This window comes from Brevibacterium sp. K11IcPPYGO002 (genome assembly GCF_050920635.1).
Classification (GTDB): domain Bacteria; phylum Actinomycetota; class Actinomycetes; order Actinomycetales; family Brevibacteriaceae; genus Brevibacterium.
On sequence record NZ_CP131929.1, the window covers coordinates 1,537,210 to 1,550,991 of the forward strand.

Consider the following 13,782-nt stretch of genomic DNA (forward strand, 5'->3'; position numbering starts at 1 on the left):
CGGTGGATCTTCAGCCGCTTATCACGGTCGGAACCGCGGCGACCACCCAGGCGAGTCCGGGCCCGATGAGGCACATGATACCGGCGTAGCCGATCATCTGCCTGTAGTAGCGGTCGCGAATGCTCGGGTGGACATTGGCCAGGAGCATCGCGCCGTTGGTCGAGAACGGGCTGATATCGACGATGGTCGCCGCAATCGCCAGAGCCGCGACGAATCCTCCGATATGCACGTCTCCCGATTCGAGGAACGGCACTGCCAGTGCGATGACGACTCCGATGATCGCCAAGGACGAAGCGAGCGCCGAGATCAGACCCGACATGTAGAACAGCAGCAGTGCCGCCAGCAGAGGGACGCCGATCGCCGAGATGCCGGCCGACACCCATTCGACGGTCCCGGCTTCCTGCAGAACTGCGATGTAGGTGAGCACTCCGCAGATGAGGATGACGATCGACCACGAGACCTTCGACATCGCAGCCTTGCCGGCGGAGGGGTCGACGGCGGCGAGCACAACCGAGATCGTGATGGTCACCAGGCCCACATCCCAACTGAAGATGATCACTGACAGCGCCATGGCGATGAGCCCGATCAAAGTCGGGATCTGGGACCGCGTGAGACGAATCGTCGTTCCGCTGTCAGAGGCGGAATCGGATTCTGCGAGCGTAACGTCGGCATCGGCGCGCAGTCCTGGCCTGCTGTGGAGGACGAGCCAGACCACGACGGCGAAGACGATGTTGAACACGAACGGGGCGAGGAACAGAATCTCCGGTGTCGGGGTGAGGCCGTTCTTCGTCAGATAGTCATTGATGAAGATGCCGTAGACGCTGATCGGAGAGAAGGCGCCGGCCAAGGCTCCGTGCACGACGAGCAGACCGACCATGAACTGATTGATCCTATGCCGGCGTGCGAACGACAGGGCCAGCGGCGCGATGATGGCCACAGCGAAGAGCGCTCCCAGCGAGATGAGCACCGCCGTGAGTGCGAAGAAGATCCAAGGCATGAGCCCGATCCGCCCGCCGACGAGCTTCACGCACCAACGGACGATCACTTCGATCACGCCGTTGTTCTGCGCGAAGCCGAAGAGGTAGGTCAGGCCCACGAGCGTGAGGAGCAGATCGGCGGGAAAACCCGCAAGGAACTCTTCGGGAGCCTGGTGGAGGACGAGGCCGCCGACGCCGGCAGCCGCGATGAACCCGAGCAGACCCATATTGATGTCCCGCCAGGTTCCGATGACGAACATCAGTCCGAGGACGACGACGCAGATCAGTTCTGCACTCATGGACTCAGCCTCTCCATTGAACGTCAGCCGGCGAATATACGCCGGCACAGGGGCACGCGACACAAATTAATGCATGTCACCTGGTGTGATCAGGCCCATTCGGCATCTGAACTCAGAGCGACGTTCCCCGGAAGGACTCTGCCGCAGTTTCGCCGCCCCGTATAGAGTCGAACAGAATTCGTCCATCATGGATAGTGCGCCTGGTCACTGGATCGCTATTGTGTTTCTCAGCTCTCACTGACCGCCTCGGAGTCCACTGGTTCTGGGTGCGCAACTCTCCGTCTCAGCCAACGAAAGGTCGCCGTCGACCATGCACGAATTCATACCGGAACCCAGCGAATCCGCTGTGCTCACGGCCGCCTCGGCGATCGTCGAGGCCTTTGCCGCCACCGACACCGACGCGTACTTCGCCGCCTTCGCGGAGGACGCCTCGTTCGTCTTCCATCCTGAAACCCGACGTCTGAACACTCGTGCGGAGTACGAAAGTGAGTGGGCTTCGTGGCTGGCCGACGGATGGTCAGTGGCCGCCTGCACCTCGTCGGATCGGCTGGTGCAGACCTTCCCCGGCGGAGCCGTCTTCTCCCATACCGTTGACACCACTGTGAACACGGTGGACGGCAGCGAATCGTATCGGGAGCGCGAATCGATCATCTTCCGCCGCCTCGGCGATGGTGAGCTCATCGCCATCCACGAACACCTCTCCACGGTCCCGGACGCGGCCGGGGACTCCTCGGCCGCTGGGCCTGGTGCCGCTCAAAGCACAACCGACACCGAGGAGGCCGCGCAGTGAACTGGTACCGCCGTTTGGAGCAGCGACTGGAATCCGGTCAGGACTCCGGGGTCATCCGCGGCACCCTGAGCGGGGGACGGATGTTCATGATCTGGCTGGCCGCGAACCTCGTCGTCACGACCCTGCTGACCGGAACTCTGTTCGTCCCCGGCGTCGACTTCACCACGGCGGTCATCGTCATCATCGGCGGAACGATCATCGGCACCGTCGTGCTCACGCTCATCGGCAACATCGGCACCCGTACGGGCCTGGCGACCATGGCCATCACCCGGGGTGCCTTCGGTGCCAAGGGCAGCTTCCTGCCCGTCGCCGCCAACGTCATCATCCTCATGGGGTGGAGCTGGGTGCAGGCCATGTTGGCGGGAATCAGCGTCAACTACGTCGTCGCCCAGACGACGGGATTCTCCAACCCGATCCTCTTCTCCGTGCTCTGCCAGGCGCTCGTCGTCGGATTGGCGATCCTCGGCCACGAAGGGATCGAGAAGGCCGAGCCCTGGTTCGCTCTCCTCATCCTGCTGGTCATGGCCTATGTCTTCGTCATCGCCTTCACCGGACACTCACCGAGCGAATACGCAGGGATCGAGAGCCTGCCGGAACTCGGCTTCACTCCGGTTCTCGCGCTCGATATCGTCATCTCCACAGCCATCTCCTGGACCGTGCTCTCCGGTGACCTCAACCGTCTGGCCGGCACCCAGAAAGCCGGAATCGTCGGATCGGGGCTGGGCTACCTGAGCTCGACCGTGCTGGCGATGCTGCTCGGTCTCACGGCGTTCAGCTTCATCCTGCTCGACGGGGGAGACCCGGCCGAATTCGACCCGACGGCGTTGGCCGCCGAGTTCGGTTGGGCACTGGCCATCGTCATCTTCCTCTCCGTCATGGCCACGAACACGATGGTCGTCTATGGAATGGTCAATTCCGTCGTCGGCGCACAGAGTAAGACGAAGCTGAGATTCCTGCCGACGGCGCTCATCCTCGGCGCGATCTCGATCATCGGGTCGACCTGGCTGGCCCTGCTCGACCAGTACACCGACTTCCTGGTGATGATCGGGGCCTTCTTCGTCCCCGTCTTCGCGATCCTCATCGTCGACTACTACATCATCAAACGCCGTGCCTACTCACCCGACATCCTCAAGGACTCCGGCGGCGACTACTCCTACACGCGTGGAATCAATTGGGTGGCCGTCGGCGTATGGATCCTCGGCGCTCTTGCCTCCTACGTGCTCACCTACGCCTATCCGAGCCCGATCGGAGCGACGATCCCGTCCTTCGCCATCTCCTTCGTGCTCTACCTCGTGCTGTCCTGGGGCAGCCGGGAGAGATTTGCGGGAACAGAACATACGCACCTGGCCGAAGGAATCCGCAGAGACTGAACGGGCGTGCCCGGTCCCGGCCCGGCCGACCACCATGTGCCGTTCCCAGGTGATGACGCAGTCCAGGCGCTATGATCGCAACGGTCGACCGGAATCGCAGAAGGGAACCGGGTGTCTGTGATGGTCACAAAAGTATTCGACAGGTTCATGCCGCCGAACCGTCGACTCAACCCCGAGGCGCTGGCCTGGGTCGCGGTGATCGTGCTGGCCATCGTCATGCTGGCGGTGGAATCGTCGATCGCCGTGTCCGTCAACGATGCCCCCGTCGCACTGGCTTTCATCGTCACCATCGTCCATGTCGGATCGATGCCGCTGTCCATGCTGCGCCCGCTCTTCGGCACGCTCATGTCGATCGCCGCCTGCACGGTGCTGCCGCTGTTGGGGCCACACGTGTCCGGGGTGCCCTGGCCGTGGATGGTCCCGATGATGATCACTCAGATCGTCATCATCCTCATCATCGGACTCCGCGCCCACTGGGGAGTCGCCCTTGGCGCACTGCTCGGCAGCATCGCAGGCTCGGCAGCCGCGGTGCTCATCACTCATCTGCTCGTCGCAGACACCCGCACCGATGGCGCCATCGTCAACATCCTCATCTACTCCTGCATCGCCGGCGGCGTCTATCTCGCCGCGGTCATCATCCAACAATGGCAGCTCATCCGTTCCCAGCTGGTCCAGGAGAAGGAGAACACCGCGGAGGAGCACTCCAAACGAGTGACCATCGAGGAGAAGGCGCGCATCGCCCGGGAACTCCACGACATCGTCGCCCACAGCATGTCGATCATCAACATCCAGGCCTCCAGCGCACCCTTCCGTCATGCCGGTATCGACCCGGAGGTGGCCAAAGAGTTCGACGTCATCTCCACCTCGGCCCGCACCGCGCTGACGGAGATGCGCGGGCTGCTCAGCGTCCTGCGCAACGATGAAGGCAGAGGCGAACTGGCGCCCCAGCCGAAATTCTCCGAAATCGATCCGCTCGTCGACAAAGCCCGACAGGCGGGAGTCCAGGTCAGCGTCGAACGCAGCGGCGAACCCATCGACGACCTCATGCGCGACAGCACCGGACTCGTCGGCTACCGCATCATCCAAGAGGCGCTGAGCAACGCCATCCGCCACGCCCGCAACTCCACCATCGCCATCCGCATCCGCGGCGGCAGTTCCGCCGTCTGGATCAGCGTCACCAACGATCACGGCGACGGCCCCGGCGAAGCCGCGAAACACGACAAGCACGACCGGCAGGGACTGATCGGCATGCGCGAACGCGCCGCCTCCGTCGGCGGAGAGATCCGCACCGGAGCCACTGCCGACGGAGGCTTCGAAGTCGAAGCAGTGCTGCCGCTGGCGCCGCGCGAACCTCTCACCGACGGCAGTGAACCGACCACCGGCACACCGGTCACGGACACGTCGGGCACGGACACGTCGGGCACGGACAAGGAGATCTCATGATCAGGACCGTCATCGCCGATGACCAGGCGATGGTGCGCGCCGGTTTCGCCGCACTGTTGAGCGCCCATCCGGATATCGACGTCATCGGACAAGCCGAAGACGGTGCACGCTGCGTCGAACTCGTCGCCGACCTTGCCCCCGATATCGTCCTCATGGACGTCCGGATGCCGCTGATGGACGGAATCGAAGCGACCCGCACGATCGTCGCCGCGAATGCCGCGACCCGGATCATCATGCTCACCACCTTCGACATCGACGACTACGTCTTCGACGCCATCCGTGCCGGGGCCAGCGGATTCCTCCTCAAGGACGCTCCACCTGGTGAACTCGCCGAGGCGGTGCGCATCGTCGCCGGAGGCGAGGCGCTGCTGGCCCCGAGTGTGACCAAACGGGTCATCGAGCACTTCGCCACCGGCGGGCAGACGCCCAACCGCACGGCCCTGCCCGAACTCACCGACCGGGAACGTGAGATCCTCATCCAGGTCGCCCGCGGAGCCTCGAACACAGAGATCGCAGCGAGCCTGCACATCGCGGTGCAGACCGTGAAGACCCACGTGTCCCGGATCCTGTACAAACTCGACGCCCGCGATCGCGCCCAAGCAGTCATCGCCGCCTACGAATCCGGTCTCGTCATCCCCAACAGCTGAGCCCCGGACACGGTCTCAGCTCGGACACCCCCTACCCGAGTAGGGGGTGAAGAACGGCTCCCAGGGGTGACGAAAAACGGCGCGGACATCCATACAGTGGGGACCATGAACCCGTCTGACCTCATGACCTCTGAACCGTCTTCCCCAACTGCGACCGCACTGTCGACTCCGGCACCGGATCGGTCCACGCGGGCCGCAGTGCTCGAACGCAGGAGAGCGAAGAGGGGCACCGCCGAGCAGGAATTCACCAGCGATTTCACTGCGCTGATGGCCCAGGTCAAAGAAGCGGGCCTGTTGGCCAGACGACCGGGCTGGAACACTCTGCGCTTCGTCCTCCTCGGACTCGGCTACGTCGTGTCCTTCGCCATGCTCTTCCTCATCGGCGAGAGCTGGTGGCAGCTGGCGACCGCAGTGGTCTTCGGCGCCCTGTTCACCCAGACCGCCTATGTCGCTCATGACGCGGCCCACCGGCAGATCTTCACCAGCGGAAAAGTGGGGGAGTGGGTGTCGACGATCATCGGCAACCTCTTCATCGGACTCAGCTACGGATGGTGGCTGAAGAAGCACAATGCGCTTCACCACGCCAATCCGAACAAGGCCGGAGTCGACGGAGACATCGCTCCCGGCGCCCTCGTCTTCACTCCTGAGGATGCACGTGAACGCACGGGCCTGGCCAAATGGTTCGCGGCACGTCAGGGCTGGTTCTTCCTGCCCCTGCTGACCTTGGCCGGTCTCCAGCTGCACGTCGAATCCATCAAAGCCATCGTCCGCGGCCAGTCATCGATCAAACGCCGTTGGATCGAAGGCGTCTTCATCGGAATCCGCCTCATTGGGTTCCCCGCGCTCGCCATCTGGGCGGCAGGTCCCCTCATCGGCAGCGTGTTCTTCCTCGTCCAGCTCGCCGTCTTCGGCGTGCATATGGGCGGTTCCTTTGCCCCCAACCACAAGGGCCAGCCGATCGTTCCCAAAGATGTGAAGATCGACTTCCTGCGTCGTCAGACGCTGATGTCACGCAATATCTCCGGCGGTCGCTTCATGGGGTTCCTCATGGGAGGGCTCAACTACCAGATCGAACATCATCTGTTCCCCAGCATGCCGAGCGTCAATCTGCACCGGGTGCAGCCGATGGTCCGCGAATACTGCCGCCGGAAGGACATCACCTACACAGAGACGACCCTGCTCGAGTCCTACAAGATCATCATCGCCTACCTCAACCGGGTGGGCCTCGGCGAAGCCGATCCCTTCGACTGCCCGGTCATCGCGCAGTTCCGGTCTCGCTGACCGACGAGGCGCATTCGGCTCCTGTCCCACCGACCGGCGGAGAACTCAGGTGAGGTGATCGTTCTCGCCGGAGACCCATTCGGCATAGCGTTCCGCCGAGGTCTGGACCGCGGCCTGGGCTCCGGAACCGATCGACTGGCCGAAGTTGCCGTACATGCGGTCGAAGTCGAGCTCTGCCACCGAGGCGGCGATGCGCCTGACGACCGCGGCCGACAGGGGCAGATAGTTCGGGAAGCTGCGCATGAAGGTCACCCACCCGGTCCGTGCCACCGGGCCGATGGAATCTCCGCTGAGCATGACTCCGGTGCCGTCGGAGCCCGTCCACATCGCCACCGCACTGCCCGGGAAATGACCGCCGACGCGCCGGAGTCTCACTCCCGGAACCGGCTCCGTCTCGTGGAAATAGGGGCAGATGGCCGGCCCGGTCCGCTGCACCCATTCGAGGTCGGCCCGGCACACGAAGACAGGGGCATCGTCGAATGCGGCGCTCCATTCCAGCTGGGTGCCGAACATATGCGGGTGGCTGGCGGCGATGGCCGCAACTCCGCCGAGCTCGCGGACCGCCGCGACCGCCTCGGCGTCGATATAAGCGGGGACGTCGAAGAGCAGATTGCCGGAATCGGTGCAGGCGAGATAGCAGGTCTGCCCGATCCCGAGCTTCGGTTCGACGCGGATGGCGAAGAGGCCCGGTTCCCGCTCCGCAGTGCTGATGCGATGGCCCTCGGACTCGAGCTCTGCCCGAGCCGTCCACTGCTGGCCGGAGGCCGGAACCCATTGCCGGTCGTCGGTACAGATCGGACAAAATACAGGCGGAGGCGTCGTCGTCTCCACCCCGCAGGTGCGGCAGATCGTCACATCGCTCGGTGCCACCATGTCATCCTCTCGGTCTCACATGTGAAACCACAGACTCCCACCGAGCCTAGTCCTCCGATCAAGCGAAGACCAGGATCGATGGGAGTCCAGCACCTGCACGGCTCGTCAGTGGGCGGCCGCGTGCGCCTTTCTGTGGGCGATGACGTGGCCGACGAGGATGAGTGCGATGCCGACGGCGAGCCAAGCGCTGAGCACCCACCACTGGAGCGCCAGGGGCGCGTCGGGGAAGTAGGAGAGATCGCGCAGCAGGGTGCCCGCCGCACCCGGGACGAAGAACTGGCCGATCTCTCCCCAGGAGCCGGCGAGGAACTCCTTCGGCTGATTGAGCGAGGCGATCGGATTGCCGATGAACATGGTCAGCACCGCACCGACGGCGATGCCGGCAGGGCCGATGAGCGAGACGAAGCCGTTGATCAGGCCGACCGTGGCCGCGATCGACAAACCGATCGCCAGGGCGTTGATCGCGAAATCCCCCTGCAGGATGCCGAACCAGGTCTGCATGATCAGTGCCAGGGCCAGACCTCCGACGATTCCGTAGACGAGGGTGCCGACCAAGCGCATCCGCCGTGAGCGGATGCCCATGCTCGTCAGAACACCGCCGATGATGCCGCCGAGGGTCAGCGGCAGACCCGCGATGGCCAGGCCCGCACCGGAGGGATCGTCATCGGACAGCGGCACGACGTCGGTGATCGTGACCTGCGGTACCTCCTGCGCGGAGGCGACCGGATCGGCGCCATCGCCGGCTGGGCTGCCCTGTGATGGGGCCTGACCGGCGGCAGCGGCCTCGAGAGCCTTCTGCATCTGCTCCTGCATCTTCTTCGAACCCTCCTGGAGGCCCGAGATCGCCTGCTGGTCGATGCTGTGCTGCATCTGGGTGCCGATTGTGCTGAGCTGCTGCGCGACTGCGGGGGAGGCCGCCTTGGCGATGAGGATCTCCGGTTCGTCCTCGAGAACGAAGGCGCCATAGACCTCACGTTCCTCGATGAGCTTGACTGCCTCGGCGCGGGTATCGACGGTCGTGAGATCGAGCATGCCGTCGGGTGCGTTGCCGGCGATCTGGTCGATCTGCTCCTCGTCCCCGACCGCGGCGATCGGCAGATCCTTGGGGTCCGAGGTCACGGTCGGCCAGCTGAATGCGAGCATGACGAGGCTGACGACGGCGGCTGCGAGGACGGCGACGAGCAGGGCCCGCCCGAACTGCAGGGAAGCGGCCGGCGCCGCTTGCTCCGGTGTCTCGCTCACCGCCGAGGTGGCGGCCTTGTCTTCTCTGCTGAGTATCTGGGTCGGCATGTCGGTCCAATCATCGAAAACGAATACTCGTTCATTATGAATCCATCGGCTACGATATATCAAGAATGGTCATTCGTTTTTGGGGGAGATGTGCCGAAGGTCACCGAGGAGCACAAGAGTGCGATGCGTGCCAGGATTCAAGATGCCGCGCTGGCCTGTTTTGCGCGCAGGGGGTTCGCCGGCGCGTCGATGGCCGACATCGTCAAGGAGGCCGGACTGTCGGCCGGAGCCGTCTATGTCTACTATGCGTCGAAGGCCGATCTGATGATCGACGTCGCCCGCCGGGTGATGGAGCCGCGCATGGCGGTGCTCGAGACGGCCAAGTCCGGAGGCGAGGTGACGGCTCCGGTCGAGGTGTTCCTCGAGCTCATCGACTCCCTGCTCATCGACAATCCGTTCGCCTCGGTGATGGTCCAGGTGTGGGGTGAGTCCTCCTATGACAAAGAATTCGCGAGCTTCGCCGGCGGTGTCTTCGAATCCCTCATCGAGGAATTCACCGACTATCTCGCTCTCTATCTGCAGGATCAGCGGGGAGTGGACGCCGAAACCGCCCGGGTTCGGGCGTCGGTGATGGTGCCGGGGCTGCTGGCCATGATCCAAGGGGCCGTCGTCCAGGCGACCGTCTTCGGTGAGCCTTCCCGGCTGCGGGTCCGGACCGGAATCGAGGCCGTGCTCTCGAGTGTCGATTTCTGAGTCTGTCTGCTGCTCAGACGGAATCGCCGTCATCATCGACTGAGTGGACGCGGTCTTCGCGCATACTCACCGTTTCGACTCCACTCAGCTCCATGAGCGGTGCGACGAGCAGGTGCAGCGGCCGTTTGCCGTCGAACCTCACGTCGACCTGCACCATTCGCGTCCCATCGGCGGACTCGAAGCGCCGCGAATCGACGATGGTGTTCGCGAATCCCATTCGGCCGGCGAGGGCGAGGATCTCGCGGAGGACACCGGCCCCGTCGTGGTAGGTGATGCGCAGGAGCTTGCGGTGGTCGCTGTCGGGGATCTTGCGGATGAGGGGCGCAATGACGAACAGCGTGAACAGGTGCAGGGCGGTGAGCATCGTGGCCAAGGGCAGCATTCCCGCGCCGCAGGCCATGCCGACGGCCGCGGTGACCCAGATCGTCGCGGCGGTGGTGAGTCCGCGGACCATGTTGCGTCCCTTGAAGATGACTCCGGCGCCGAGGAACCCGATTCCGGAGACGATCTGCGCGGAGATCCGTGACGGGTCGAGGCGGACGTCGTTCTCGAGCACTCCGGCGAATCCATACGCGGAGATCAGGGTGAAGGCGCAGGTGCCGATGCCCACGAGCACATGAGTTCGGTACCCGGCCGCCTTTTGTCGGAACTGCCGTTCGAAGCCGATGAGGGAACACAGGACGAAGCTGGCCAGCAGCAGGCCAGCCTCGAGGATCCCGGTGCTGCTGAGGATGTTCTCAAACGACGCGGAGTTGACCATAGTGCCTTCACCATAGCCCCACGCCCAACGACCAACCCCTATTTACTACCTGACGGCGGCGCAGCAACCTCGCGCGAGGTTGCTGCGCCGCCGTCAGGTAGCAGGTCAGACTGTGGAGGGGATTGATTCCTCGTGGGGGCTGCGGTGCCGGGTCAGGCCGTCGCCTGCTGTCGGGGCTCTGTGGACGGACTGCTGAGCGTCGGCCTCGTCATCGACGACGGATCCTTGGACAGTCTGGTGGGAATAGTCGCCGGACGATGCCAGGTCATCGACCGCCTCGGCGTCGGAATCCGATGTCTCCGGGGACATGCCCAGCGCCAGCGCCTGCTTCCGCTGTTCCCTGGCGATCTCTCGTTCACGTTCGAGATGGAGGTTGCCGAAGTCATGGGCCGTGCGCGGCGGCTTGACGCCGTCGATGAGGAAGACCAGCGCGAGCGAGACCAGACCCCACAGGCCCAGGACCTGCAGGTGTTCGGTGACGACATCGCCGTCGAAGTAGAGGATCGAGCGGATCGTCTCGACCGAGGCGGCCATCGGCAGGAAGTCGTGCAGGGTGGCGAAGAACGGCGGCACCAAGTACTGCGAAAGCGCACCGTTCGACGACGGCACACCGGCGAACATGAGCGTGCCGATGACCGGGATGATCGCGAACATGCCCAGGAGCCTTTCGAAGACCATGGCGAACATGGAGATGCAGGCGATGGCGATGATGCCGGCGCCCCACAGTGCCGCGAAGTGCCCGTCGACGGCTCCGGTGATCGGACCGGAGATGGTCGCGACGACCAGCGACATGAATGGAGCGTAGGCGACGATGATCGGCAGCATCCGCTTCAGCGGCCGAACCCACGGGTTGGCGTTCGCGGCAACGATGACAACCATGAATCCGGCGAGAATCCAGCCCATCGCCACGTACATCACAACCACGCCGTTCTTGTCCCGATCGGGCAGAGGCGCGAGGTTGTCGACGGTGAGATCGGAGTTCTGTGCCTGAGCCACCTGCTCGAAGACCTGGACGGCCACACGGTAGGAGGCGTTGTTGCCGGCCTGGTTGGCCAGGAGCTCGAATTCGGGATTTTTCTCACTGGGCAGGACGAGCGCGGCGACATCGTCGCGGTTCTCCACGAGTCGACGTGCTTCGCCCTTGTCATCGAGTGCGGTGAACTCGAACTTTCCGTCCATCTGTTCATCGAGCTGCTCGATCGTGTCCTCGGCCTGCTCGACCGAGGACCCCACGACCGCCACCGGCATATCCTTCGGTGTCGGCGAATGCATCGCGCCGAGCATGAACGTGATCATCATCGTCACCATCGCCAAGGGGAAGAGCGTCAGCGAGATATAGCGCATGAGCTTCGTATCCGGCCTCCGACCGCCGTGGATCGCCGCCACATTGACATCCAGGGGCACAGGGTGCGAATTTCGCTTTGCGTAGAAGTGGTCATAGACCTTCGTCAGGAGCAGACCGGCCACCGCCCCGAGAGCGAGCACGAACAGGTGACCGATGACGCCGTTGCCGTCGAAGTAGAGGACGGAGCGCAGAGACTCACCGATCGCCGGCATCGGAAGGAACTCGTGGGTGAAGCGGAAGAACTCCGGCATGCTGTACACCGGCATCGCCACATTCGACGACGGCATGCCGAGGACCATGAGGAAGAGGATTCCGAGAATCACACCCAGGGCCCCGACGAGGCGGGTGATGAAGAGCTGGACGGAGGAGATGGCGAAGACGCCCAGCCAGGCGATGCCGAGGACGGCCACCGTGTCCTTGACATCGACGACATCGAGGATCGGGCAGGCCACGGTCCAGACGAGGCCGGCAATGGCAGCCGACCACCCGGCGAGGATCGGAACGATGCGTTTGAACTTCAGCAGCTCAGGCGAATTCGACCGCAGAACGCTGAAGGGCATATAGCCGGCCATGACGATGGACGTCATGAGGAACATCGCCGCCATTCCCGTGGGGTCGCGGTCCGGCAGTGGGGCGAGGTCCTCGGTTGTGACCTTCAGCCCGTCGGCCGCGAGGGCAGGACGCACGAGCTGCTCGACAGTGGTCGACTGTTGGACCCCGGCTCCGCTGGCGGTGACGATCGTCGCGGTATCGCCCGTGACGATGATCGCCGCCGAGGCGTCCCGATTGTAGACGTCTTCTCGAGCGGAGTAGACGTCGTCGGTCGTCTCGATATCGAAGGCGTCGGGTTCGGCGCCGTTGATCGCAAATGTCACATCATCGGCCTTGGCCGATGACCCGGCCACGACGATGGGCATGTCGTTGGCTTCGGGGGAGTGCATCGTTCCCAGGTAGCTCGTGATCATCATGCCCACGAAGATGAGCGGCATGAGAAAGATCGCAACGGTGCGGCCGATGAATTCGGCTTTCGCGCGCTTGGCCGCTGCTTGGTCCTCGGTGGTCACAGTCGAGCCGGACCCGGAATCGGAAGCCAGGTGCGATGTCGGGTGCTCGGACTCGAGGGCTTCTCGTCTCGTCCGTGGTTGGCGATCGGACATTGTCGTCCCCTTCAAGGATCGGAAATCGTGTGATCCTCGTCGACCACTGTGAACTTCGCCAGTTTAAGACGCGTGACTTAAAATCGTGAAATCGGAAACTTGTGAATTCCAGAGCGAATGGAAAGATGTGGGAATGACCATCCAGAGTGACCGGGCGCGGGATGCCCTGCTCGATGCCGCCGAAGAGCTGTTCGCACGCAATGGGATCGATGCGGTATCGAACAGGCGGATCGTCGAACACGCCGGGGCAGCCAATCATTCGGCGATCGCCTACCATTTCGGCGGCCGCAACGGACTGCTGCGCGCGCTCGTCGAGCGCCACCACGACGAAATGTCTCGGCGCAGGCGTGAGTTGATGTCGCAGCTGGACGAGACGCCGAACATCCACGAGCTCGTCACGACTCGTCTGCGCCCGCTCATCGAGCTGCTCGACAGTCTTCCGAAGCCGAGCTGGCGGGCGCAGTTCATGTCGCAGATCTCGGCGGTCCCATCGGCCGTCGAGGTGGCCAGAGAGGTGATCGGGGACGCGGACCTGCCCGATGACCTGCGCTTCATCAACGGTGCGGTCGACGGGATCCCTGAAGGGGTTCTGCGCGGTCGCGCCTACCTGCTGGGAAGCATGGTCGTCGGCGTCTGCGCCGACCAGGAGGCGAAGATGAATGAGGACGCCAACCAGGGCAGCTGGGAGCAGGTCGGCCGCTTCCTCATCGATGCCGCAGCCGGGATGCTCGGAGCGCCGGTGACCGACCCGGACGGTGCCGTGCGCTACCCGAGCGTTCCGCTGCTCTGATCAGCAGACGGCTCTGCCCTGACCCCCTTTGTTGCTACCTGACGGCGGCCCAGCAACCTCGCGCGAG

At 64.0% G+C, this 13,782-nt stretch carries 12 protein-coding genes; 7 read left to right on the forward strand and 5 right to left on the reverse strand.

The genetic code is table 11. The features are described 5' to 3' along the window. Window positions 1-10 precede the first annotated feature (10 nt). Window positions 11-1,276: an SLC13 family permease gene (locus QYM46_RS06950; protein ID WP_432791342.1), complete on the reverse strand. Its 1,266-nt coding sequence runs from the start codon at window positions 1,274-1,276 to the stop codon at window positions 11-13. A gap of 310 nt (window positions 1,277-1,586) precedes the next feature. Between QYM46_RS06950 and QYM46_RS06955 the strand changes: the two genes are divergently transcribed. The 5 genes from QYM46_RS06955 to QYM46_RS06975 all read left to right on the forward strand — a co-directional run bounded on the left by QYM46_RS06955 (window position 1,587) and on the right by QYM46_RS06975 (window position 6,807). Then, complete coding sequence (locus QYM46_RS06955; protein ID WP_432791343.1) at window positions 1,587-2,066, forward strand: YybH family protein; 480 nt, start codon at window positions 1,587-1,589, stop codon at window positions 2,064-2,066. Further along, complete coding sequence (locus QYM46_RS06960; RefSeq protein WP_432791344.1) at window positions 2,063-3,436, forward strand: purine-cytosine permease family protein; 1,374 nt, start codon at window positions 2,063-2,065, stop codon at window positions 3,434-3,436. Before QYM46_RS06955 ends, QYM46_RS06960 begins: the two co-directional genes overlap by 4 nt. 120 nt (window positions 3,437-3,556) lie before the next feature. Beyond that, window positions 3,557-4,879: a sensor histidine kinase gene (locus tag QYM46_RS06965; RefSeq protein ID WP_432791345.1), complete on the forward strand. Its 1,323-nt coding sequence runs from the start codon at window positions 3,557-3,559 to the stop codon at window positions 4,877-4,879. Next, on the forward strand, window positions 4,876-5,526 hold the full coding sequence (locus QYM46_RS06970) for a response regulator (protein ID WP_432791346.1): 651 nt from the start codon (window positions 4,876-4,878) through the stop codon (window positions 5,524-5,526). Before QYM46_RS06965 ends, QYM46_RS06970 begins: the two co-directional genes overlap by 4 nt. Window positions 5,527-5,631: 105 nt before the next feature. Then, complete coding sequence (locus QYM46_RS06975) at window positions 5,632-6,807, forward strand: fatty acid desaturase family protein (RefSeq protein ID WP_432791347.1); 1,176 nt, start codon at window positions 5,632-5,634, stop codon at window positions 6,805-6,807. Window positions 6,808-6,852: 45 nt separating this feature from the next. Here the strand turns inward: QYM46_RS06975 and QYM46_RS06980 are convergent, their stop codons facing one another. Further along, a complete protein-coding gene (locus tag QYM46_RS06980) occupies window positions 6,853-7,680 on the reverse strand; it encodes a hydrolase (protein ID WP_432791348.1) in 828 nt (275 codons plus the stop codon). Between the two features lie 105 nt (window positions 7,681-7,785). Next, a complete protein-coding gene (locus QYM46_RS06985; RefSeq protein ID WP_432791349.1) occupies window positions 7,786-8,970 on the reverse strand; it encodes an ABC transporter permease in 1,185 nt (394 codons plus the stop codon). Between the two features lie 90 nt (window positions 8,971-9,060). Here QYM46_RS06985 and QYM46_RS06990 point away from each other — a divergent pair, with 90 nt between their 5' ends. Further along, window positions 9,061-9,663: a TetR/AcrR family transcriptional regulator gene (locus QYM46_RS06990; protein ID WP_432791350.1), complete on the forward strand. Its 603-nt coding sequence runs from the start codon at window positions 9,061-9,063 to the stop codon at window positions 9,661-9,663. Window positions 9,664-9,676: 13 nt separating this feature from the next. Here QYM46_RS06990 and QYM46_RS06995 read toward each other — a convergent pair whose 3' ends face one another. Further along, window positions 9,677-10,423, reverse strand: a complete 747-nt coding sequence (locus QYM46_RS06995) for an MgtC/SapB family protein (RefSeq protein ID WP_169251884.1) — start codon at window positions 10,421-10,423, stop codon at window positions 9,677-9,679. 105 nt (window positions 10,424-10,528) lie between these two features. Beyond that, window positions 10,529-12,925 carry an ABC transporter permease gene (locus tag QYM46_RS07000; protein WP_432791351.1) on the reverse strand — a complete coding sequence of 799 codons (2,397 nt, stop codon included), beginning with the start codon at window positions 12,923-12,925 and terminating at the stop codon, window positions 10,529-10,531. Between the two features lie 133 nt (window positions 12,926-13,058). Between QYM46_RS07000 and QYM46_RS07005 the strand changes: the two genes are divergently transcribed. Further along, on the forward strand, window positions 13,059-13,715 hold the full coding sequence (locus QYM46_RS07005) for a TetR/AcrR family transcriptional regulator (protein ID WP_432791352.1): 657 nt from the start codon (window positions 13,059-13,061) through the stop codon (window positions 13,713-13,715). Window positions 13,716-13,782: the final 67 nt, after the last annotated feature.